This window comes from Pseudohalioglobus lutimaris (assembly GCF_002866825.1).
Lineage (GTDB): Bacteria > Pseudomonadota > Gammaproteobacteria > Pseudomonadales > Halieaceae > Halioglobus > Halioglobus lutimaris.
On sequence record NZ_PKUS01000010.1, the window covers coordinates 34,505 to 57,720 of the forward strand.

17 protein-coding genes are annotated in these 23,216 nt (G+C 58.7%); 9 read left to right on the plus strand and 8 right to left on the minus strand.

Features of this window, described 5'->3' with window-relative positions; all coding sequences use genetic code 11:
* Positions 1 to 120: 120 nt before the first annotated feature.
* Positions 121 to 420, minus strand: coding sequence for a YciI family protein (locus tag C0039_RS09620; protein WP_076001316.1), 300 nt, complete (start codon positions 418 to 420; stop codon positions 121 to 123).
* Between the two features lie 185 nt (positions 421 to 605).
* Here C0039_RS09620 and C0039_RS09625 point away from each other — a divergent pair, with 185 nt between their 5' ends.
* From C0039_RS09625 to C0039_RS09635, 3 genes are all read left to right on the plus strand, one after another.
* Positions 606 to 1,829, plus strand: a complete 1,224-nt coding sequence (locus C0039_RS09625; RefSeq protein ID WP_101517956.1) for an acyl-CoA dehydrogenase family protein — start codon at positions 606 to 608, stop codon at positions 1,827 to 1,829.
* 256 nt (positions 1,830 to 2,085) lie between these two features.
* The gene (locus tag C0039_RS09630; RefSeq protein WP_243391587.1) at positions 2,086 to 3,795 is read left to right on the plus strand and encodes a SulP family inorganic anion transporter; all 1,710 of its coding nucleotides are present in this window, start codon (positions 2,086 to 2,088) and stop codon (positions 3,793 to 3,795) included.
* An 81-nt stretch (positions 3,796 to 3,876) separates the two neighbouring features.
* On the plus strand, positions 3,877 to 6,420 hold the full coding sequence (locus tag C0039_RS09635; RefSeq protein ID WP_243391588.1) for a fatty acid cis/trans isomerase: 2,544 nt from the start codon (positions 3,877 to 3,879) through the stop codon (positions 6,418 to 6,420).
* Here the strand turns inward: C0039_RS09635 and sohB are convergent, their stop codons facing one another.
* The gene (gene sohB / locus C0039_RS09640; RefSeq protein WP_101517959.1) at positions 6,421 to 7,488 is read right to left on the minus strand and encodes a protease SohB; all 1,068 of its coding nucleotides are present in this window, start codon (positions 7,486 to 7,488) and stop codon (positions 6,421 to 6,423) included.
* Between the two features lie 3 nt (positions 7,489 to 7,491).
* A complete protein-coding gene (nudC, locus tag C0039_RS09645; RefSeq protein WP_076001312.1) occupies positions 7,492 to 8,316 on the minus strand; it encodes an NAD(+) diphosphatase in 825 nt (274 codons plus the stop codon).
* 156 nt (positions 8,317 to 8,472) lie between these two features.
* Between nudC and nhaB the strand changes: the two genes are divergently transcribed.
* Positions 8,473 to 9,978 carry a sodium/proton antiporter NhaB gene (gene nhaB / locus C0039_RS09650; protein WP_076001311.1) on the plus strand — a complete coding sequence of 502 codons (1,506 nt, stop codon included), beginning with the start codon at positions 8,473 to 8,475 and terminating at the stop codon, positions 9,976 to 9,978.
* Here nhaB and dnaQ read toward each other — a convergent pair whose 3' ends face one another.
* From dnaQ to C0039_RS09665, 3 genes are read right to left on the minus strand one after another with little or no spacing between them, the layout of a single operon-like run.
* Positions 9,979 to 10,689: a DNA polymerase III subunit epsilon gene (gene dnaQ / locus C0039_RS09655; protein WP_076001310.1), complete on the minus strand. Its 711-nt coding sequence runs from the start codon at positions 10,687 to 10,689 to the stop codon at positions 9,979 to 9,981.
* Between the two features lie 26 nt (positions 10,690 to 10,715).
* Entirely contained in the window at positions 10,716 to 11,150 is a 435-nt protein-coding gene (gene rnhA, locus C0039_RS09660; protein WP_076001309.1) for a ribonuclease HI, read from the minus strand.
* Positions 11,147 to 11,962 carry a class I SAM-dependent methyltransferase gene (locus tag C0039_RS09665; RefSeq protein WP_076001308.1) on the minus strand — a complete coding sequence of 272 codons (816 nt, stop codon included), beginning with the start codon at positions 11,960 to 11,962 and terminating at the stop codon, positions 11,147 to 11,149. Before C0039_RS09665 ends, rnhA begins: the two co-directional genes overlap by 4 nt.
* Before the next feature lie 73 nt (positions 11,963 to 12,035).
* On the opposite strand from C0039_RS09665, the gene gloB reads away from it, so the two are divergent.
* From gloB to C0039_RS09690, 5 genes are all read left to right on the plus strand, one after another.
* Positions 12,036 to 12,824, plus strand: a complete 789-nt coding sequence (gloB, locus tag C0039_RS09670) for a hydroxyacylglutathione hydrolase (protein ID WP_101517960.1) — start codon at positions 12,036 to 12,038, stop codon at positions 12,822 to 12,824.
* A 144-nt stretch (positions 12,825 to 12,968) separates the two neighbouring features.
* Positions 12,969 to 14,270, plus strand: coding sequence for a transglycosylase SLT domain-containing protein (locus C0039_RS09675; protein ID WP_243391589.1), 1,302 nt, complete (start codon positions 12,969 to 12,971; stop codon positions 14,268 to 14,270).
* A 7-nt stretch (positions 14,271 to 14,277) separates the two neighbouring features.
* Positions 14,278 to 15,396 (plus strand): class I SAM-dependent methyltransferase, encoded by a 1,119-nt coding sequence (locus C0039_RS09680; RefSeq protein ID WP_076001305.1) that lies wholly within the window; start codon positions 14,278 to 14,280, stop codon positions 15,394 to 15,396.
* A gap of 83 nt (positions 15,397 to 15,479) precedes the next feature.
* On the plus strand, positions 15,480 to 16,079 hold the full coding sequence (locus C0039_RS09685) for a hypothetical protein (RefSeq protein WP_076001304.1): 600 nt from the start codon (positions 15,480 to 15,482) through the stop codon (positions 16,077 to 16,079).
* A 168-nt stretch (positions 16,080 to 16,247) separates the two neighbouring features.
* Positions 16,248 to 17,120, plus strand: a complete 873-nt coding sequence (locus C0039_RS09690) for an LLM class F420-dependent oxidoreductase (RefSeq protein ID WP_076001303.1) — start codon at positions 16,248 to 16,250, stop codon at positions 17,118 to 17,120.
* A gap of 12 nt (positions 17,121 to 17,132) precedes the next feature.
* Here the strand turns inward: C0039_RS09690 and C0039_RS09695 are convergent, their stop codons facing one another.
* Together C0039_RS09695 and C0039_RS09700 are read right to left on the minus strand one after the other, a co-directional pair.
* Positions 17,133 to 20,480 carry a UvrD-helicase domain-containing protein gene (locus C0039_RS09695; RefSeq protein WP_101517962.1) on the minus strand — a complete coding sequence of 1,116 codons (3,348 nt, stop codon included), beginning with the start codon at positions 20,478 to 20,480 and terminating at the stop codon, positions 17,133 to 17,135.
* Positions 20,477 to 23,158, minus strand: a complete 2,682-nt coding sequence (locus tag C0039_RS09700) for a PD-(D/E)XK nuclease family protein (protein WP_101517963.1) — start codon at positions 23,156 to 23,158, stop codon at positions 20,477 to 20,479. Before C0039_RS09700 ends, C0039_RS09695 begins: the two co-directional genes overlap by 4 nt.
* Positions 23,159 to 23,216 lie beyond the last annotated feature (58 nt).

Genomic DNA, 23,216 nt, shown 5'->3' on the forward strand with positions numbered 1-23,216 from the left:
CCGCGTGGAGCACGGCAAATGTTGTAACCGGGGAAGGACCGCAGGCGAAAGCAAAAAGCCTGCCGCGGACCAGAAATTCATTGTCTATGATCACCCGCTGACGAACAAGGGCCATTGTTATCAGGGCAGAACCTTCTTGTAGGGCTTGACTACCACCTTGCGGGTCACGCCGTGCAAAGCATAAGGGTCCGAGTCTGCCCAGGCTTGTGCCGCCTCCAGTGACTCAAACTCCGCAACAATCAGGCTTCCGGTGAACCCCGCTTCTCCCGGATCCTCAGCATCAACGGCCGGGTGCGGGCCTGCAATCAGCAAGCGCCCCTGGTCAACCAATTCCTGCAGGCGGCGCAGGTGCGCCTCGCGATTGCGCTTGCGGCCCTCCAGGCTGTTCTCTACATCCTGGGTGATGATGGCATACCACATGCTCCTGATCCCTCTTCAATGACGTCGTCGTATTGAGCGGCACCATTATGCGCGTTTCACCGTACTAAGAAAATCGCCCACAATGGACATTGATTTGGTCAATACCAAACTATAGAGCGAATAAATTTGAGTGATGATGGCAGGGCACCTATTATCATTTCTCACCCAGGATCCGGAGTAAGCCCATGTACCAGTTCAGCGAGCGTTCACAGCAAGTACAGGCCAAACTGCAGTCATTCATGGATGAGCATATCTATCCGAACGAGGAGAACTATGCGCGGCAATTGCGTGAGGCAGAAGACCGCTGGGCGCCCCTGCCACTGATGGAGGAGCTAAAGACCAGGGCCCGGGCCGCAGGCCTGTGGAACCTGTTTATTCCCCCCGGCCTCGCAGAGTTTGCTGATCACGATGGCTTCAGCAATTTTGACTATGCCCCACTTGCGGAAACAATGGGGCGGGTGTTGTGGAGCCCGGAGGTATTCAACTGCAGTGCCCCCGACACGGGTAACATGGAAGTCTTCATGAAGTATGGCACGGAGGCTCAGCAGGCGAAGTGGTTGACGCCGCTGCTCAAGGGCGAAATTCGTTCAGCCTATGCCATGACCGAACCGCAGGTTGCCAGTTCCGACGCGACCAATGTTGAACTCCGTATTGAACGGGATGGTGAGGAATGGGTACTCAACGGCCGCAAATGGTTTACTTCCAACGCGATGCATACCCGCACCGCGATCTTTATCGTGATGGGCAAGTCCGATCCGAACAATGAAAATCGACACCTGCAGCAGAGCCAGGTATTGGTCCCACGCGAGACACCAGGGGTGGAAGTGATGCGTGCACTGACAACCCTAGGCTATGACGATGCACCGCTGGGGCATGCCGAGATGCGCTTCACTGATGTGCGCGTACCGCTGGAAAATATGCTGCTGGGGGAAGGTCGCGGCTTCGAAATAGCCCAGGGCCGCCTCGGTCCCGGACGCATTCATCATTGTATGCGTCTGATCGGCATTGCCCAGCGCTCCCTGGAGCTGGCCTGCCAGCGCGTCGTGTCTCGCACTACCTTCGGCCGCACGCTGGATCGCCACCAGTCCGTACGGGAGGAGATTTCCAAGAGTTATTCAGAAATCGAGATGGCGCGCCTGCTGGTGTTGAAAACCTGTGCGCGCATGGACGAAGTCGGCCCCAAGGGCGCGATGGACCTCATCGCGGCCAGCAAAACCAGTGTGCCCATCATGATGCAGACGGTTATCGACCGCTGCATGCAGATGCATGGTGCGGGCGGTCTCACCGAGGACTACTGCATGGCTGAGGGTTTCAACTATGCGCGCTGGTGTCGTCAGGCCGATGGTCCCGACCAGGTGCACCAGATGGCCCTGGGCAAGATGGTTATAAACCGTTTCAGCGAAGCGTAAAGTAACCCCCGCCCTGGTTACTCGTCCCGGTGCCAGCCATACCGTCACGGTCGCGCCGAAGGTGACCGGCAGAGAATGCCCCCGGGACCGGCTGGATCAAAGCGCCAGACTGGCCGGCCCCATGAATAACCTGGTCAATAACGCCAGCGCGGCTGCCGAAGGATGCATCGTCTGATAGTATAAACGGCTCAAGTTTCGCGGAGACGGGTGGCCTGGTCGTCGGCAGCCCCCTAGCGTCTGTCGTCAGGAGATGATCATGCCCCCGGAGTGGCTGCGAGGCTACCGCAAAGCGACCTTTGCCAGTGACCTGCTCGCCGGAAGCGTCGTCACTATCATGCTCATACCGCAGTCGTTGGCCTATGCCTTGCTCGCCGGGTTACCCGCGGAGATGGGGCTCTACGCCAGTATTCTTCCACTTATCGTCTATGCCTTACTGGGAAGCAGTCGAACCCTTTCCGTGGGTCCCGTGGCCGTGGTGTCGTTGATGACTGCGATGGCGGTTGGCAAGGTCGCTGAAGCTGGCAGTGCAGATTATGCCGCGGCGGCCATTGCGCTGGCAGCATTATCCGGCATCATGTTACTGGTCATGGGATTCCTGCGTTTTGGCTTTCTCGCCAATTTTCTTTCCCATCCTGTGGTTTCAGGGTTCATCACCGCCTCCGCTTTCATTATCGCTTTGGGGCAGGTGAAGCATCTTCTCGGGGTGCCGGCGCAGGGGCACAACCTGCCCACCCAACTCAGCTCATTGTTGATGCACGTTCCCGACACCAATCCCATCACACTGGTCACCGGTTTGCTGGCCATCGCGTTCCTGGTTTGGGCTCGCCGCGGACTTCAGCCGCTATTGCGTCGCGCGGGCCTGTCGCAGGACGTGGCGAGCATTCTGGCCAAGGCCGGCCCTGTATTATTGATTGTGGGCACCGTGGCGGGTAGCTACCTGTTCCATTTTGCTGACAGAGGTGTTGCACTGGTTGGCGCAGTGCCGAGAGGAATGCCCTCACTTGCCCTGCCGCCACTGGACCCGGGGCTGTGGTCGCAATTAGCTCTCTCAGCATTGCTGATCGCGATAATCGGTTTCGTAGAGTCGGTCTCGGTGGGAAAGACACTGGCCGCAAAGCGACGTCAGCGGATTGACCCCAACCAGGAGCTGGTGGCGTTGGGCGGTGCCAACGTGGCCTCTGCATTTTCGGGAGGCTTTCCTGTCACCGGCGGTTTTTCCCGTTCAGTGGTCAATTTCGACGCGGGCGCACAAACCCCTGCGGCAAGCATCCTGGCAGCCGCAGGCATCGCTCTGGCGGCCCTCTTTCTGACCCCATTGCTCTACTACTTGCCTAATGCAACGCTGGCGGCCACGATCATTGTGGCCGTCAGCAGCCTGGTTGACCTGGACCTGGTACGCCGTGCCTGGCGCTATTCGATCTCTGATTTTACCGCGATCTGCACGACTATTGTCGCCACCCTGATGCTGGGGATAGAGCTGGGCGTGTTAACGGGCATACTCGTGTCGGTCCTGCTGCATCTCTACAAAACAACCCGACCACATATAGCCGTGGTAGGCGCCGTCGCCGGTACTGAGCATTACCGTAACGTGGAACGCCACAGCGTTATTACGCATCCGAACCTGGTTTCGCTGCGTATCGATGAGAGTCTTTACTTTGCCAACGCCAGTTACCTTGAAGATTACATTTATCAATGGGTGGCCGCTAACGACAGCATTGAACATGTTATCCTCCAGTGCACTGCTGTGAATGAAATCGACATGAGCGCCCTGGAGGCACTTGAAGCCATTGACCATCGATTGCGGGAGCAGGGAATAACGCTGAACCTGAGTGAGGTGAAAGGGCCGGTGATGGATGCACTAAAGAGTGTCGATTTTATCCAGAGGCTCTCAGGCAGAGTATTCCTCAGCCACCACCAGGCAGTTAAAGCACTCAAAACCGACGAGATCGAGCCCTACATCATCTGATGCCATGCTCATCGCTGGCGGTATTTAACCGGGATAGAATCAACCATGCACCAGAACCCTTTGTTACGCGGCGGGATATTCTTGCTGATAGTTTTTTTGATCGGCGTCGTCGCCGTGCTGACCCAGGAAGAGGAAGATCCCTGCGCCAATCCCCAGGCAGATATCAGCGCAGCTGTGCTTGCCGATAGTGAGCATGACAGCGACGCCCTGGCTAATCGTGCGATCCTGATGCGCGGCAAGTGTCCGCAACCAGCCCCCCAGGCGACGCCTGCGCCGAACGACATCAATTCCCAATCCGAGAGTAATTCCCAGCCTGATCCAAACGACATCGGCATCAAAACCGGAATGCGCTGGAGTCTGTTCGCGTCCGCGATTGCAGCTGATTCCACAGTTCAGCCTTCAACTTCCCAACTGCAGTCGGCGCCGCCTACAGCGGTATCCACCGACACGCCCATGGAGATTATCGAACACCGCTGCATGGTCTGCCACGGTTGCTACGACGCGCCCTGCCAACTCAAGCTGGAAGCACAGGCCGGCCTGGAACGTGGGGCCAGCAAGGACCTGGTATACGACGGCGGCCGCCTGATCACCGCCAACCTGACCCGCCTGTTTGATGACGCCTATACCAACAAACAATGGCGAGAAAAGGGCTTTTACCCGGTGATCAATAACCAGGATCCGGAACAAGGCGTGATGTACCGCTTACTCGAGCTCAAGCAGGAGCACCCCCTGCCGACCGAAGGCCCTGTCCCTGCCGGCTTCGATTTCTCGCTGGCCAGGGATCAACAGTGCCCCAAAGAGGACGAATTCGATGCCTACGCAGATGAAAAACCGCTGTGGGGTATGCCTTACGGCTTACCGGGCCTGAGTCAGCAGCAACACAAAACGCTTACAGGCTGGCTAGAGCAAGGTGCACCTCCTCCTGCGCTTGCCCCTGTACCGGCAGCCACCCAGGACTTGCTGGCTGACTGGGAAGCGTTTCTCAACGGCGATACTCCCCGCCAGCGATTGATGGCACGCTATATTTACGAGCACCTGTTCCTGGCCAACCTCTACCTCTACGAGAGCGACCATCCGCTGTGGTTCCGTCTGGTGCGGTCGCGCACTGCTCCGGGGGAGCCGCTGCAACTGATCAGCACTCGTCGCCCCTACGATGATCCCGGCGTGGACCGCGTCTACTACCGACTGCAACGCATGCCGGTAACCGCGCTGGACAAAACGCACATGCCCTATCGTTTCGATCAGGAGCGCATGGACTGGTACCGGCAGCTTTTCATCGAGCCGGACTACAAAGTGGTCTCCTTGCCCGGGTATGCACAGGATGTCGCAGCGAATCCGTTCAAGGCCTTCGTGGACCTGCCCATCGACTCCCGCTACCGCTTCATATTGGAAGAATCCCGTTTCACGATCATGAACTTCATCAAGGGGCCGGTGTGCCGGGGGCAGATCGCGCTCAACGTTATTGATGATCACTTCTGGGTGGTGTTTGCCAACCCCGATCGCATGGACATTGAAGTTGACGCGCGCTTCCTGGCGCGGGAAATGGACAAGATGCGCCTGCCCACGCCGACGACCGGCACTCCAATTGACCTGCTGAGTTGGCGGGCCTATGCAAAGTCCCATGAAAGGTACCAACGTGCTCGCTCACGCTTCATTCGCAAGAAAGTAGCGCAGGGGCGACGCTTGAGCCTGAACTCGATCTGGGACGGCGATGGGCATAACCCCAATGCTGCCTTGACGATTTTTCGCCATTTCGACACGGCATCGGTGGAGACAGGGCTGATCGGCAATGTTCCCAAAACCGCATGGGTCATCGATTATCCGCTGCTGGAGCGCATTCATTACCTGCTGGTGGCGGGGTTCGATGTCTACGGGTCTGTCTCTCACCAGCTGGAGTCACGGCTTTACATGGACTTTCTGCGTATGGAAGGTGAGTTTAACTTCCTGCTATTCATGCCGCAGGATCAGCGTTTACCCCTGTGGGACCACTGGTACCGTGATGCACCCAAAGGAACTCGCAGTCACTTCATTGAGCGCAGTGCACTGGAGCAGGACACCGCGGCTATCGAATACAGCACTGACGACCCCAAGGCTGAACTGCTGACTATGCTGCGTGATCGCCTGTATGGTGCAGAGGCGCCGACGTTTGCCTATCGAGGGCGTGGCGCGCCAGACCAGGTTGTGACCACTCTCGCCGCAATGGAAGCAGCCGTCGGGGCCCACAACAGCTTCCTGCCTGATGTGAGCTTCATCAACCTGATCGGCAGGGAACAGGATCGCTTCTATACCATGTTGCGCAACTCGGCACACTCCAACATCGCGCAGCTGTTCCGGGAGGATGAGCGTCGATTGCCCGGCGAAGACAGTATTACGCTGGTACAGGGTTTCATCGGCGCCTACCCCAACTATTTTTTCCAGGTCGAAGAGACTGAGCTGACGAAATTTGCCGCTGACATTGCGGCACTAAAGAGCGAGAAAGAGTATCAGGCACTCCTCACGCGCTACGGGGTAAGGCGCAACGCGCCATGGTTCTGGCGTTTTGTCGACAAGGCCCATGCGCGGTACGAATGGCAGAACCCTGTCGAATATGGCTTGTTTGACCTCAATCGCTACAGTAGCGATTGATCAAACCGGGGGACGGCCCTGCCCCCGTTGCCAGATTTTGAGGAACGCTCTTTCCAGGGAGCTCTCTGCGGCCATGCCCAGCTTTTCCTGCCAGGTCTTTTTGTGGACAAAGCGCACGTCGAACACGTCCCGCTCCTTCAACTGCGCCTGGATAAACGCATCAGATGTCTGTACGTCATCGACCAGGCCCCGCTCCACTGCCTTGGTGCCGTACCAGACTTCGCCGGTTGCAACACTGGCGATATCCAACTGGGGGCGGTTTTCGCTGACAAAGTCCTTGAACAGGTCGTGGGTTTCCTCAAGATCCTGATTGAATTTCTCGCGATCTTTTTCGGTATTCTCCCCAAACATGGTGACGGTACGCTTGTATTCACCGGCAGTGAATAACTCAAAATCGATATCGTGCTTTTTCAACAGTCGGTGGAAGTTGGGTACCTGAGCGAGCACACCGATTGAACCAAGGACCGCAAACGGTGCAGCAATAATCCTGTCAGCCACGCAGGCCATCATATAGCCGCCGCTGGCGGCAACCTTGTCCACCGCTATAGTAAGGGGAACGTGCGCATCGCGGATGCGGCGCAACTGGCTGGCAGCAAGCCCGTATCCGTGTACCAGGCCGCCGGGGCTTTCAACTTTCACCAGCACCTCGTCACCTTCAGTAGACTGGTTGAGCACCGCAGTGATTTCCTCGCGCAGGTTGTCGGTCGCGCTGGCCCTGATGTCACCATCAAAATTCAGCACATAAAGGCGCTTGCGTTGTGCTGAATCGGCACCGCCATCCTGGTCACGCTTACTGGCTTTCCGGGCGGCCTTGGCCTCCTGCTTGTCCTGTTTCTTGGTTGCCTTGCGCTTCGCCTTGAGGGTTTCCGGGTCTGCCACGACATGCTCGATACTCTCGCCAATCTGCTTGTATTTCTCGTTCAGATTGCGGATTTCAATGTGTCCCTCATGCAGCTCCGCCTTGTTTCTCTGTCCAATGGACACCAGTCCCGTGACGACGATAAGAAAGGCTGCGACCAGAACGATGGCCTGGCCCAGAAACAGGCCAAATTCATAGATATATTCCAAGTATTACTCCACGGGGTTCGACAGTGCATTAACGTAGTGTTGAATCAGCTGACCGGCAACGGATGCGGGCGGTGGCACGCGTGGCAGGGCGCGATAATGAAACCAGCGCGCATCGGCGATTTCCTCAGGGTCACAGCGGATCTCGCCGCCCCTGTATTCGGCGAAAAAGCCAAGCATCAACTGGTTGGGGAAAGGCCAGGATTGCGAATGAAAGTAGCGCAGCCGCCCCACATCCAGGCCAACCTCCTCTTTTACTTCTCGTATCAACGTCTCCTCAGCGGTCTCGCCGGCTTCAATAAAGCCTGCCAATGTGCTGTACATGCCTGCAGGGTGGTTGACGTTGTTCGCGAGAAGCAACTCCTCGCCGCGCGTGACCAGCATAATAACGCAGGGCGCAATACGCGGATAACTGATCACACCACAGGGCTGGCAGCGCATTGCGCGCTCAGCCGGGTCGGCGTCCATGGGCGCACCACAACGTCCACAGAACTGATGGTCTCGCTCCCAGTTCAGCAGCTGTGCGGCACGACCCGCAAGTGCGAAAAGCTGTTCTTCCACCCTGCCGAGAATCTGCCAAAGGCTCCCCACCTGATAATCCATGGGGTCGAGCTGGTGCCGATCATCTATCTCGATGGCAAAACAGGGTCGGTCATGCCAATAACCCAGAAAGTGGCGCCTCTGCACCCGCCAACCATCTCGGCCCACGACCTCTTCTTCCAGCAGGCACAGCTGCGGCGAGCGCAGTTGGCTAACCAGTTTCCCACGCTGGAAAACCAGCTGCAGTGACGGCGTGCGCGAATCGGGCGGGCTATTGTCTGGTCTGAACATATTGATCAGTTCGGCGGAAACGACCGGCTATGGTATGCGCGCTATCGGTATTGGGCAAGTAGACCAATGTCATTGATATTTTAATGGGATTATCCGCCATCTCAGGAGGAATTAGCGTAGAATACGGGCTCCGAATTTTCTGATCCGTATCAAACCATGAGCGAATCTCTAGTCAGCGCCTTCTGGAAGAACTTCCTCGGGCCGTCCCCAGTCTGGTACAAGAAAACCATTCTTGCTTTTCTCGTGCTGAATCCGGTTATTCTGCTGGTGGCAGGGCCGTTCGTCACGGGCTGGCTGCTTATCGGTGAATTTATCTTCACCCTGGCGCTGGCGCTGCGCTGTTACCCACTGCAGCCAGGGGGCTTACTCGCAATTGAAGCGGTGCTGATGGGAATGACGACACCGGAAAGTGTCTACCATGAGACCATAGCTAACTTTGAAGTAATCCTGCTGCTGATGTTCATGGTAGCCGGTATCTATTTCATGAAGGAGATGCTGCTTTACGTTTTCACCAAAATTCTGCTGCAGGTAAATTCCAAAATCACGCTGTCGCTGCTGTTTTCACTGGTCGCCGCGGTGCTGTCTGCTTTCCTGGACGCGCTGACCGTGACCGCTGTGCTGATTAGCGTGGGCGTCGGTTTTTATACTGTCTACCATAAAGTTGCCTCCGGCAAGGGACTCTCTCAGGACGATCACGATCACTCCCAGGACGACTCCCTGGATGAGGGCAGCCGAGAGGACCTGGAAGAGTTCCGCGCGTTCCTGCGCAGCCTGTTGATGCACGGCGCCGTGGGTACGGCTCTGGGAGGCGTTTGCACCCTGGTAGGTGAGCCGCAAAACCTGCTGATCGCCAACGTTGCCGGGTGGGACTTTCTCGAGTTTTTCGTCACCATGGCGCCGGTCACCCTTCCCGTCCTCGTTTGCGGCCTGCTTACCTGCATGGCTCTGGAGATGTCGGGCAAGTTCGGCTACGGCGCCCTCTTACCATCCCGTGTTCGCGAAGTGTTAATGGAATTCGAGGAGCGCGAACAGTCACAGCGCAACAGTCGCACCAACGCCAGACTGGCGATACAGGCCCTGGTGGCACTATTACTGGTCCTTGCGCTGGCCATGCACTGGGCGGCCGTAGGCCTGGTTGGCCTGATGGTGATTGTACTGCTCACCGCATTCAACGGCGTGATTGAGGAACACCAGATAGGACACGCCTTCGAGGAGGCACTGCCCTTTACTGCACTGCTGGTCGTCTTCTTCGCAATCGTCGCTGTCATCCACGACCAGCACCTGTTCACGCCAGTTATCAACACCGTACTGGCGATGGGCTCAGACGTTCGCCCGGCTATGTTCTTCATTGCCAACGGGGTGCTGTCGATGATCAGCGACAACGTGTTTGTGGCCACCGTGTATATAAGCGAGGTCAAGGCTGCACTGGATGCGGGAACGATCAGCCGTGCAGAGTTTGATCAACTCGCGGTGGCCATCAATACCGGAACCAACTTGCCTAGCGTGGCCACCCCCAACGGTCAGGCGGCGTTCCTGTTCCTGCTCACTTCTGCGCTGGCGCCATTAATAAGACTGTCCTATGGTCGCATGGTGATCATGGCTCTGCCGTACACGCTGGTGATGGGGACGATTGGTCTCGCCTGCGTCAGCCTGTTTATCTGATCAGCCGTCTCGCCACAGCAGCTTGCCACCGCTGCTGTCACTGATAGCGTCAAGTTGCGCCTGGTGCGCGGCCAACTCCTCTTCCGATGCCGCAATCACGGGCAGCGGATCGCGCTCTGCCGACAAACGAATGATCTGCTCCACCCTGGTTTCTCCATCCGCACCATCACTGGCAGAGAGCTGGAAAGTGGTCTGGCCGCCAGTCATAGCCAGGTAAACATCGGCCAATATCTCGGCGTCCAGCAGCGCGCCATGCAGGTCGCGCTGTGAATTATCCACGTCGTAGCGCTGGCAGAGGGCGTCCAGACTGTTGCGCTGCCCAGGGTGTTTTTTGCGGGCCATTACCAGGGTGTCGATCACCCTGCAGCTGTCTTCCAGCGAAGCCACCTTCAGGTCCAGTCGCTGCAGCTCACTGTTGAGGAAACCCAGGTCGAAGGGCGCGTTATGGATTATCAGCTCCGCTCCCTGCACGAAGTCGAGGAAGTCACGGGCGATGCGCTCAAATACAGGTTTGTCCGCAAGAAACTCATTGGTGATGCCGTGGACTTCGATTGCGCCCTGGTCGATATCCCGATTGGGTTTTACATACTGGTGATAATGATTCCCGGTCAACCGCCGGTTATCCAACTCGACACAGCCAATCTCAATGATGCGGTGGCCCTGGGAGGCCTCAAGGCCAGTGGTTTCGGTGTCGAGAACAATCTGTCGCACTATTTCAGTTTCCTCTGCGGCCGGGTTTAACCCAGCTCATCAATTCCACGATTTGCCAGTTGGTCGGCAATCTCATTTTCGCGATGACCGCTGTGCCCCTTGACCCACTGCCAGTTCACCCGATGGCGCTGGTTTTCCGCGTCCAGTTCCTGCCACAAATCAACGTTCTTCACTGGCTTTCTGCCCGCCGTTTTCCAGCCTTTCTGCTTCCAGCCCTGCAGCCACATGGTGATGCCGTTTTTCACATATACGGAGTCGGTGGTCAAAACCACCTCACAGGTTTCCTTAAGCGCGCGCAAACCTTCTATCGCGGCTCGCAATTCCATACGGTTGTTGGTCGTCTCCGCTTCGCCACCATATAACTCGCGCTCCCTGCCCTGGTAGCGCAACAATACGCCCCAGCCACCGGGTCCGGGGTTGCCCCTGCAGGCCCCGTCGGTAAAAATTTCCACTCGCTTCAATGCAAACTGTCTCCACGCCCGTTGCGTGCCGCAATACTGCCGGAACCGGCTGGTGCGCGCGGTGCAGGGCTGGGTGCTACAGCGGGTTTAGGCACCGCCAGGTCTATCAACTTCTCCCCGTGACGACGCAGTCGGGAGCGGGGGCGGTTCTGCGCTATCACGGTCTTGATCGCATGCAGCACATAAACTCCGCCCAGCGGCAGGTTGTGTTGCGTGCACCAACCGTCCAGCGACTCCATCCCCCGGCGTAAGCGTCCGCTGCCCAGCGCAGGCAGCGTATACACGTAGTGGCTATCCTGCAGTTCACAGCCCAGCAAATGCAGCCAGTCCGTGAGGCGGCGTGCGCTCACCGGCTGGTGCTGACGCCAGGCTGACCGCGGTGAGCAGGCACGTAGTGCGGTCGCCGCCCCGCGCACGCTGAAAGGATTGAAGCCGATAATCAGCAATTGCCCCTGGGCAGTGAGTACACGCTGGATCTCGCGCAATACCTGGTGAGGGTTCTCGACGAACTCCAGGCTATGATGAGCGATGACTACATCCACACTATCGCTTTCCAGGGGAATTTCGCCGCTTTCGCAGATAAGCCCTATGCCCTCTCCGCCAGATTGACTCGCATGGATGCGATGATTAATACGACAATCCCCGAACAGCGACTGGCCGCGTACCGGACCGATCTGCAGCATATGGTAGCCAAATGCATTTTCGAGATGAGGCCGCAAGGTTTCTCGCAGTTGCCTCAGCAGGTAGCCGCCGCGTTCGCCGCCATACCAGGATTCCAGTTCTGTCAAAATGTCGTTAAACTGATCGCTCACGGGTGGGGGCCTTTTCGATCTTCAAGCTGCGCCCCCATGTTACTGTATTTCCCCCCAATTGAAACGCAGGCTTATGCTGAACATCGAACCTATTCCCGCCTTCAACGACAATTACATCTGGCTGGTGACCCGTCCGGGTGAGTCCGGGGCCTTTGTTGTCGACCCAGGGGACGCTGCGGTCGTGGAAGCCGCGCTGGCGGCCAGGCAACTGCAGTTGGCCGGCATTCTTATCACGCACCACCATTTCGACCATGTCGGCGGAGTGCTGCAACTGCGTGAGACCCATGACCCTGTGGTCTATGGGCCGTTCAACCCCGCCATAGAGGGTGTGGATGTGCGCGTCGCTGCGGGTGACCAGGTAGAAGTACTGGGCGCGGCCTTCGAGGTAATGGAAGTACCGGGGCATACCCTGGACCACATCGCCTATTTTGCCCGCAGTGACGACTCTGCGCAGGATAGCCCTGTGTTGTTTTGCGGCGACACGCTTTTTGCAGCCGGTTGTGGCCGCTTGTTCGAGGGCACCCCGGCCATGATGCATGCGTCACTGCAGGCCTTGGTAGCGCTGCCGGCCGACACACGGGTTTACTGTGCCCATGAGTACACCCTGGCCAACCTCGCTTTTGCCGAGGCGGTGGAGCCGGAAAACGCCGAACTGGCCGAACGCTTGCGGCAAGCCAGGGCCACCCGGGAACAGGGCGAGCCAACCGTACCGTCCACGCTATCCCTGGAGCTGGATACCAACCCGTTTGTGCGCTGCCAGCAACCAGCAGTGCTCGATTCCCTGCGTAGCCAGGGCAAACTGCAAGGCACGGACGCAGAGGCCGTGTTCGCCGCCGTCAGGGGCTGGAAGGATAATTTCTAGACTTACCAGCCTAAACATCTGGTTTTTCAATGACACAAATTTAGACTAGACAGGACGGGCCTGATTCCCGCCTCTTCTATACGCTGGATATCTATAATAAACAATATGTTAAAAGCTTTAATTAAAGTATTTCCTCTGGTTATCATGCTCACGGCATGCCAGTCCGTTCCCACAGTAGAGAAGTCCGCGGCAGAGACGCCGCTACCTGAAGCAGAGCAAGCTGAAGTATTCTTTGCCCCCGCCGAAAAGGTAGCGCCCAAAGCAGCAGGAAAACCGCCAGCTGACCTCTGGGAGCGAATTCGACTCCAGCTGAGCTGGCAATCGATCCATAATGACCAGGTCGGCCGTGCCCGGGAGTCCTATCTCAGGCAGCCTAACTACCTCAAGGTAATATCTGCCCGGGCTGATTTGTACCTGCACTACATCGTGGAAGAAGTAGAGCGGCGCGGGCTGCCTATCGAGCTCGCACTGCTACCCCTGGTAGAGAGCACGATGAACCCGTTCGCCACGTCATCCGAACAAGCTGCCGGCTTGTGGCAGATTATGCCCGCTACCGGAAAGCACCTGGGTCTGGAGCAGGACTGGTGGTACGACGGTCGCCGCGACGTGCGCGCCTCCACGCGGGCCGCACTGGATTACCTGGAGATGCTTCACGCCTCTCTTGATAACGACTGGATGCTTGCCCTGGCCGCATATAACTCAGGAAAGGGTAGAGTACTGCGGGCACAGAAAAAAAGCCGCCAGCGCGGGCGAGCCACCGATTACTGGTCACTGGAGTTGCCCCGGGAGACGCGTAAATATGTGCCGCGATTGATCGCCCTGAGCCAGATCATCGCCTTTCCCGATGCTTTTGGCGTGGAGATACCGCCGGTAGCCAACAGCCCCTTCTTTGCTGTCGCTGAGACCGGTGGGCAAATTGAAATGGCGCGCGCTGCCGACCTGGCATCGGTTGAGATGCATATACTGGAGGCGCTAAACCCGGGTCAGCTGCGCTGGGCCACCTCCCCTGACACCACTCAGGAATTACTGCTGCCAGTCGACGCCCAGGAGAAGTTCTCTGCGGGTATCGCCAGCCTGACCGAGGCGGACAGGGTGCGCTGGAAACACTATCGCATCAAGCGTGGTGACAGCCTTATCCGCATCGCCCGCAACTTCAACACCGAGGTGGGTCTGCTCAGGGAGGTTAATAATATTCGCGGCAGCATCATTCGCGCTGGCGACACACTGATGATCCCCTATGGCAGTGACTGGGCCAGCAGCCTGGCACTGACCACCAGGGCAGAACGTGAGCAGCGTAGTTATCGAGTGCGCCGGGGAGACTCCCTGTATCTTATTGCCGGCAAATTCAAAGTCTCCATCAACGATATAATCGCCTGGAATTCGCTTGACCCCGGGGCCTACCTGCAGCCCGGACAACGGCTGACCCTCTACGTGGGCGGTAGTTGACAGCATAATGGCGGCCCCCGCCTCCACCCTGCTTATATGTCCGCAGGGCGATTTCCGTCTGCAGCGCTACCCACGGCGCAAACCGGAAACCCTGCAGGCATGGTGCGGCGCTGACATGCTACTGCTGGAAGCCGCAGACCCCGCGAGCGAGACACTGGTGGTAAACGACGAGCACGGCGCGCTTTGTGTCGCCGTGCAGCCCCGCCTTCTGTGGACCGACTCGGCACTGAGCGTGCAGGCAATGCGCGACAACTGTGCGCAGAACAGCAGGGTAGTTCCTGCAATCTGCTGGAGCACGGCAAGTCCCGAGGGCCGATTCCAGCAAGTTCTACTGCGTATTCCCAAGCAGCTGGCCTATTTTGAGTATCAGTTGGCGCAACTTGCTGACTTACTAGAGCCGGGAACCCGCCTGTACCTTGCCGGGATGGACAAGCACCTTTCGCCGCACACAGCCGACCTTATTGAACGCTATTTCGGCGCTGTCGAAAGGCATCGAGGACGCCGCAAAGCCCGGCTGTTCAGCGCTGTTCAAGGCAGCCCTGGAAAGGACTTCACGCTCGACGCCTACAGTCGCTATCACTGCCCGCCTCTGAACGGGCAACTGTGCGCATTACCCAATGTTTTTAGTCGTGAACGATTGGACATCGGCACTCGATTTCTGCTGGAAAATCTTCATCGGTTGCCGCCTGCGACACAGGTCGCCGACCTCGCCTGTGGCAACGGCGTACTGGGTATCGCCGCTTTGCAGCAAAACGGCGCAGCAACGGTTACGTTTCTCGATGAGTCCGCCATGGCCATCGCCTCGGCAAGGATTAACTGCCGCGCGCTTCTCGGGGAAACAAAATCCATTGTGTTTCACCATGGGGATGGTTTCCGCGGTCTCGCCGGGCACTTCGACCGCATTTTGTGCAATCCACCTTTCCACCTCAGTCACACGGTGGACGACTTTGCGGGACGCCGCCTGCTTGGCCAATGTGCGAACGCTCTCAATTCTGGAGGCGAACTGGTGTTGGTCGCCAATCGCCACCTTCCCTACGGCGATACGCTGCAGCAATCATTCGGCAGGGTCGAGCAACTAGCCCGCAACAACAAGTTTATTATCTGGCGAGCCCGGTCAGGTTGCTAAGTTGTCACGGGGCGGCTATGTTGTCGCCTGCCCCGGGGCGGTTTGGATCCCGGGGCTGCAACTTTTCTCCAGAGGAACGAATCATGTCCAGTCTTGTTAAACAACTTCTTGGCGCTGCTGCCGTGCTCAGCGCTGCGCTTGTTCTCCCAATGTCCGCCGTTGCTGAAGAGGCAGTGAAGCCTCAAGGTGGCGCACGGGCGATGGCGATGGAAGTGGAAGCCCAAGTCACAGCAATTGATCTTGAGACCCGTCAGGTCACCCTGCAGGGTCCGGATGGCAGTGCAATGACCCTCACCGCATCTGAGAAAGTCGTAAAGCTGGAAGATGTCAGTGTAGGTGACGTATTGCGAGCCACCTATCTTGCAGCTCTCGAGGGTGAGCTTCGCGAGCCCACTGCAGAAGAAATGGCCGAGCCGTATGTGATGATCAAGGACGCAGGCGTCGGTGAAGTAGAGGGCGCGCCCGTGGTAGGTGCCGGACGCATCATTCACGCTGTGTGCACCATCGAGGGCATGAACCGCCTCCTGGGCACTGTTACCGTTCTTGACCCGAATGGAAAGGTGCATGTGATTGCCGATGTTGAGCCCGAGAAAATGTCTGGCGTAACGCTGGGACAAACCATTGTGCTTACCTTCAGCGAGGCGCTTGCACTCAGTCTGGAGCATGTCTCCAAGGCCGAGTAAGCTTCAATTTCCGGCCGGCCAACAGTCGGCCGGCCACTCCACTACCTGCGACACGCGCCGCGAGCAGTATGAGAATATGGTCGACTTGCAAATCAATACGCGCAGGCAGGGACATTTCACTAACAAGACGCTACATTCCCAGCCACTCACTGGCTAAGGGAGTCCCGCGTGAAATTCGTTTTATCCACCTCATTCAGCACCGTGTCCCATCTCACCGAACTGGCCCCGGTCGCAGATACGCACGGGTGGCATGCCATGTCGTTTTCCGATCACGTCGTCAACCCGGAAACCATCCGCACGCCCTACCCCTACACTGAAGATGGCACCCGGCGTTGGCAGGCTTTCACAGACTGGCCCGATCCGTGGGTAATGATCGGTGCACTGGCTGCGATCACCGACAATCTGCGCTTCACCAATAACGTGTTTGTGCTGCCAATGCGTAATCCGTACCTGGTCGCCAAAGCCATCAGCACTGCGGCAATCCTTTCCAACAATCGGATTACTCCAGCCTTTGGCGTCGGCTGGTCCAAAGACGAGTTTGAGTTGATGGGGCAGGACTTCCATACTCGCGGCAAGCGCGCGGATGAGATGATTGAAGTCATGCGTCTGCTGTGGAGCGGTGAAATGGTCAGCTACCAGGGCAACCACTATCAGTTTGAGCCAATGGAAATGAACCCGGCGCCCACTGCGCCAGTGCCTATCTGGATAGGCGGCATCTCGGAGCCGGCCATGCGCCGTGCAGCAAGGGTCGCCGACGGCTGGGTGTCAGACCTGCAGACCTCTGCGGAGATCCTCGAGTCAATCAGCCGCATTACGCAATGGCGCAAAGAGTATGGCCGCGATCAACAGCCGTTTGAGGTCATGGCCACGCCCTCAGACGCCTGGGACGTGGACGGCTACAAGCGCCTGCAGGATGGCGGCGTTACCCACATCATGACCATGCCCTGGCCCTTCTACCACGGCAGCAGCGACAAGCTGGAACACAAAATTGATGCCATCAAGCGCTTTTCCGACGATGTCATCAGCCGTTGCCAGGACTGATTCAGGGCGGCTTCAACCCAGATCAAGTTCCACCAGGTGATGCAACGCCGCCAACGCCGTAAAGTACAGCGCGCAGCGCAGGGGTTCCTCGCCCCGCGCGGCAAGGCTGTCGCGATAGAGGCGCAGCTGGGGACCATAGCGTGCTGCCTCCTCCGCCAGAAACTGTGCCAGCGGCATATCTGCTGCAGGAACGCTGCTCTTGTAATCCACAATCCAGCGATGGCCCGTCTCAGCGTCAATAAACGTGCGGTCGACAATGATATCCCGGGGCTTGCCCTGGTCGTTGATGGTCAATGGCAGTTCACTATGGGACTCCCGGTGCCTGGCCGACAACAGCCAACGCCCGCCGTTTTCGTCCGCCAGCGTACTCTGCAGGGATGCCACCACCCGCTGTTGGGCACTGTCCAGTTGGACGCCGAAAATGCCCCGGTTCTGCAGGGAGCGACGCACAGCGGATTCCAGCTGCGCCGATACGCCATCAGGCAATTCGGCATCCCGGCTCAGGTCTTCAAGCACTTCGTGAATCACATTGCCCACGTGACGGTCCAGCCAGTTCAGCGCTGGCTGCGGAATATTGGCGCCAGCGTCCGCGGGTGCCACTGCGACCTGCGGCGGTGTCGGCGGCTGTTCCAGCCGCAGTAGCGGCCTGCCTGTGGACGACGCTGCCGGCACCGGTTCACTGCGCGGGTGCAGTTGCATCTGTTGTTCGAAAACAGGCCAGATAGGCGCCAACAGCGAACCCTCTCCGGGTGGTTTCAGCTGCGGAACTTCTGTCCCGGTGTCTTCCCCTGTCGCCACGCACGCACTGAGGGTGAGCTTGCGCACCGCACGCGTGGCACCCACATAAAGCAGGCGCGTGGTTTCCAGGCGTGACTTTTCCCTGCGCTGTCGCTTGAGAAAATTGTACAGTCCCGGCGTCTTGTCATCACTGTGGTCATCCGCAGCGAGCAAAAAGCCACGCTGGCCGCTGGGGCTGTTGTACTCGTCCCACAGCAGAATGTCCCTGCTGTCCCCGCGAGTCGATCGACCCAGGGCGGGTATCAACACCCAATCAAACTCCAGACCCTTGGCCTTGTGCAGGGTCATCACCTGCAGCTTCGCATCAGGTGTCTCGCCAGCAGCATAGAGCCGGTCAACACGCTCCTGCAACCAATCGATATCCAGCCCTGCACCCTCAAGCTCCGCCTCCTGTAAGAGTTGCAAAAAGCGCTCAGCGTCCTGCAGATAACGGGCATCGACCAGGCTGTCGGGGCCGCCCAGGTACTGCCAGAGCTGCTCCAACCAGACCCGCAGGGCAAGCCGGTCGCGCTTTGACCGGGCCCAGCGCAAGCATTGTGCCACGCGCTTGAGGTTTACCGCGCCGGCTGCGCTCAAACCCGCCGGGAGCGAATCATCCAGCAGCAATGCCTGGATGCTCTGGCAGCCCGGATGTTCACTGGCGACGGTAATAGCGTGCAGGTCTGCCAGTTCCAGACCACACCACGGTGCCCGCAGCATGGCCAACCATGCGACCCGGTCTGCGGGGTTGGCCAGTGCACGGCAAAGCGTAAGCAGGTCTCCGATCGCCGGGGAGCTGGCCAGGCTGTCCATGTCCTGCGCGGCAAAGGGAATGCCCCTGCTGCGCAGGATCTGCATCAGCGGTGCCAGTTGCCCGCGACTACGGCCAAGAACTGCAATACTGCGCAGTGTCGGGTCTGCCAGGCCTCGCTGCAGTGTCTCTGCCATCCACTGCGCTTCCTGTTCGCGCGCACCCTCACCCCAGAATCCATGCAGGTTGACAGCCGGGTCGGCCGCTGCAGGCTTAACCGCAACCGCTGCGGTAAAACTGACCCGCCCTCGACGCACGTTGTCCTGTACCGGAAACGCCATACGGAAGCTTTCATTAACCCAATCGACCACGCCACTTTCGGAGCGGAAGTTACTGCGCAGTGCCAGCGCCACCGGCATCACGCCATTAAAACCCTGCTCACGCGCTTTCAGGAACAAACCGACATTGGCATTACGAAAGCCGTAAATAGATTGCATACCGTCGCCGACGATGAAGATGGTGCGCGGAGCACTTGGGTTCTGCCCATTGTGCTCCCCCCATCCCCGCGTCAGCCTCTCCACAAGGCGGTACTGGTTAATCGCGGTATCCTGGAATTCATCAACCAGTATGTGCTCTATGCTGTAGTCCAGCCGCAGCGCCAACTCAGTGGGCGCGTCGTCCTCTCCCAGCGCATCCAGCGCGGACAGTGCCACCTGGCTGTGATCGACCACACCGCGTCGCTCAAATACCAGCAGCAAACAGGCAGCGAGCAAGGGCAGTACGTGGGATAGATGAATCACCATCTGCCAGGAATGGGCGTTGCTGTCCATTGATGGTAGCCACGCTATCGCCGCAAGCTCTTCCTGCAGGTCGGGTATTGCAGCCATGCGTTTTACCAGGTCGGCAAAGTGGGCCTTGCGCGCTTTCGCTTCATCATCCCCGGTTGGAAAACCGTTGCGCACGTTAACCGACTTGCGAAAGGTTCCGCCCTGGGTGAGCAGCATATCCCCCAGCGCCCGCCAGCCGTGCAGATCCGCTTCGGTCGCACTGGGAAAATCATCGGGAACCGGCTCACCCAGGTGACCGCGCGCGTAGCACAACAGGTCCAGGAGTTCGTCATGCCAGGCGCCCAGCCGTTCACTGAGGTCAGTCAGTGTTTCCAGGATTACGGCGCTAACGGTCTGTTGCAGCCGCGCCTCGGCCTGTTGGGGAGAGGTGCGTGCCCCCATGTACTCATGCCATTGGTCGCGCTTGCCAAGCATCGCCACCAGCAATTGCGCCAGCTGCTCCCAGTTATTGTCAAAATGCAGCAGTAAGGCATCCAGATCCGCCATTTCTGGCCGCGAGGAGCCGGCCATCGCAAACAACTCCTGCACCGCTTCACGATACAGTGGCAGCGCGTTGTCCACCGCTTGCGCCTGCCCGCCAAAGCGGCTGAGCACGGGCATTTGCCGGGTGAGTCCGGCACAAAAACTGTCTATGGTCTTGATGTTGAGGCGGGATACGTCACGCGTCAGTTGCCAGTTATGCGCAGCACTGGTCGCGAGCGCCTGCTCCGCGAGCTGGCGAGTAATTTGCTCATGCTCGCCAGCTGTCGCCTGGGACTGCTCCGCGGCGGCTAAAGCCTGCAATACCCGCTCACGCATTTCTGCGGCCGCCTTGCGGGTGAAGGTGATCGCCAGCACCTGCTCGGGACGCTGTACCCTGCCCAGCAATGCGAGATAGCGCTGTATCAGCAGCTCTGTCTTGCCCGACCCTGCGGGGGCGCTGACGCAGAAGCTGCGCGTGACATCCAGAGCGGTGGCTCGCTCGGCGGCATCTGCAATACTCATACCTGCTCCTGTACCGGATGATCGATACGGCACAGCGCCTGCAGACCACAAAAGGTGCAGGCGCCGGGCAGAGGGTCAACCTCAGCGTTCCCGGACACGAACTCCGAGGCCAGCCGCTGCAGGTTACTGCGCCACTCCGCTACCAGACCAGGCCAGTCCTGCTGCGCGGAGTATCGCTTCACCGCCCTGGCGATATCTTCCTGCACACCGGGAACGCCAGCCACCTGTCCCACACCGATCATCTTGCAATCCCTGGCTCGCACCTGGGCAAAGGCGAGGCCGTCGACCTCTCCCGTAATCCCATATAATGGAAGTTGTGGCTGTGAGGGCCGCGCCCCCAGCCAGCTCGATAAGCTGCTGCGTCCTGATTTGTAATCGATGACCAGGCGGGAACCATCGGCCAGCTCGTCAATCCGGTCCACGCGCAGACTAAGGGTCAATCCACCCAACTGGAACTCAATGGGGAGCTCCCGTGCCACCACCCGGAATGGCTCGCGGCTTTGCTCAAACTGCAGCCACTGCTGCAACAGCGAAACAAGGCGCGCGCACTCAAGGTCAATGCAATGCAGGCCAACTCGCTGTTTCATGGAATCGTGGGCGGCCTCCACGGCCGCTTCCACGGCTCGGTTTACCGTCTCCTGTAAGATGCTGGCATTCATCGCCTGTAATGCGGCACTGTCCCCCAGTTCACCCCACAGTGCATACAAAGCATCGTGCAGCAGGCTACCGCGCTCCGCGGCACTGAGGCCCTCACGGTAATCGTCCAGCGGCTCTGCCAGCAGGCGCCTGGTGGAAAATGCCCGAAAGGGACAGTTTGCCTGGGCCTGCAGGATGCCGCTGCCGCCTCGAGTAGCGCTCCTGCCTGCTGCCTTGACAGCAGGCGCCTGCTCATCAACAAACAGCGCGCGCGCCGCGCGCGACTGCGCGTGTATCCATAGCGGATTAATTTCCGCCGGTGCGTCTTCAGGTAACAGCTGCAAGCCTTTCAGCAAGGGGCTGGGCAGTTCAGGTACCCCATCGATTTGCCGGGAGTAACTCGCCGTTAGTTGCTGACATCCAGACGTATACTGGCGCATCAATGTCGAGGCATATTGCCATTCGCGCTCAGCACTGCTGTGCGGCATGGCATGACGGCGCTGCAGCACCATGGGTATGAATGGATTGGGGCGCGCGGCAGCTGGCCAGCGACTGCCCTGCAAGCCGCACAACCAGACCTGCTCGAACTGTAAACCCGCGCCTTCAAGCGGCCCCAACACCTGTATGCCGCTGTCAGCCGTTTGTGGTTGGGATATGCTTGCCTGGCAGCAGCGTTGCAACAGAGACAGGGCGGCGTTGTAGTCCAGCTCTGCGCTCAGCGCATCAAACCCGGCAAAGGTTTCCAGCACGGCATACCAGTTCTCCACCTGCTGAAACTCCAGCGAGTCCAGAGGACCGCGACCGGGCCAGGCGAAACATTCCAGCGCCTCACAAAACAGGCCAACCCATGTCGAGGGCAGGCATCGCTTGCCGGGCAAGCGCATTGCATTGACCGCCATCAGGCTTTTGGCGACGGCCAGTCCCTGCTCATCGCCCAGAGCGACGTTGGCTGCCAATAGCCGCAAGCGGCCGGTACTGATTTTTTCACTGCCGTCGCTGAACAGTTGCTGCAGCAGCTTTACCAGCAAGTCACCACATTCTTCGGTCCTCGGGGAAAAGCGCGTTTGCAATAATCCCAACACATCGCCCATGCGCATGCTGCGACCACCGGCGGCGAGCATGCGCAGTGCGTCGCGAACCACGGGCGCCCGGTCCAGGGTTATGCCTGTCGAAAAGTTCACTGGCAATGAGGTGTAGTTTTCGCCCAGGCAGTCAAAGGACCGCCTTAACAGGTACTCGAGGTCGGCCCTGTCGGAATGCATGTCCGCCAGAATAATTCCCAGGCGACAATTCGGATCGCGCTGAAATTCCGCCGCAGCCCAACTGGCCACCGCCGAGAGCTCTGCCCGTCGGTCTGGAAAGCTGCGCGCGAGCACTGCGGCATCGCCACGCCCACTTGTCACCTCCTCTACGGATGAGGCAAGTGCAACGACGGCGGCGCGGTACAGTGGTGATATGTCATCAAAGTCCACCAACGCAAGCGGCCCAGATTTCGCTCCGCGCAGGCCCGACAGTTCCACCACGCAGTCAGCCAGCGTCAGGCAGTTGGCCTCCGCCAGCTTATCGTTGAAAGCCTGAAACCAGCGTAAAAACGTGGCGGGGTCCGCATCGAAGCGAAACTCATCGATGACAGCGGGTGATGACATTGGCACCTGGGCACGCAACAGGTTTTCCCGGGCTTGCTGTGCCAGCTCGATGGCCGCTTCAACGCGCAACAGGTTGTGGTTTGCATATTGACGCCCGTCCTCGTCGATCACCTGGCGCCAGAGCTCCCCCTGCTCCAGGGCACTCAGCAATCTGCGCGAACACGGTCTATCGGCCGCTGCTGACATTTGCTGCCAACGCTCCTGCAACCAATGATCGATAGCACTGACGGCCACCGGCTCCCAGCTTTGCATACCCTGTTCTATCTGCCTGCGATCCCACTCCGCCTTGATGCGCCTGGCCAGACGAAGGTTGGGAGTGAGCAAAGTGAAACCCGCATCGAGCAGTGGTTGCAAAGGGCCGAGATCAAAATACTGCGAGGAACCCGCTGGGGGCACTGTCTACCTCCTGCCGCGCCCGGATGGCGCCTATCAAAATGGTGTTTGCTGCTATAGA

Excerpts from the sequence above, each read along its gene's own strand:
- C0039_RS09620 (WP_076001316.1), bottom strand. The coding sequence starts at position 420 with ATGTGGTATGCCATCATCACCCAGGATGTAGAGAACAGCCTGGAGGGC.
- C0039_RS09625 (WP_101517956.1), top strand. The coding sequence starts at position 606 with ATGTACCAGTTCAGCGAGCGTTCACAGCAAGTACAGGCCAAACTGCAG.
- C0039_RS09630 (WP_243391587.1), top strand. The coding sequence starts at position 2,086 with ATGCCCCCGGAGTGGCTGCGAGGCTACCGCAAAGCGACCTTTGCCAGT.
- nudC (WP_076001312.1), bottom strand. The coding sequence starts at position 8,316 with ATGTTCAGACCAGACAATAGCCCGCCCGATTCGCGCACGCCGTCACTG.
- nhaB (WP_076001311.1), top strand. The coding sequence starts at position 8,473 with ATGAGCGAATCTCTAGTCAGCGCCTTCTGGAAGAACTTCCTCGGGCCG.
- gloB (WP_101517960.1), top strand. The coding sequence starts at position 12,036 with ATGCTGAACATCGAACCTATTCCCGCCTTCAACGACAATTACATCTGG.
- C0039_RS09675 (WP_243391589.1), top strand. The coding sequence starts at position 12,969 with ATGCTCACGGCATGCCAGTCCGTTCCCACAGTAGAGAAGTCCGCGGCA.
- C0039_RS09680 (WP_076001305.1), top strand. The coding sequence starts at position 14,278 with ATGGCGGCCCCCGCCTCCACCCTGCTTATATGTCCGCAGGGCGATTTC.
- C0039_RS09685 (WP_076001304.1), top strand. The coding sequence starts at position 15,480 with ATGTCCAGTCTTGTTAAACAACTTCTTGGCGCTGCTGCCGTGCTCAGC.
- C0039_RS09695 (WP_101517962.1), bottom strand. The coding sequence starts at position 20,480 with ATGAGTATTGCAGATGCCGCCGAGCGAGCCACCGCTCTGGATGTCACG.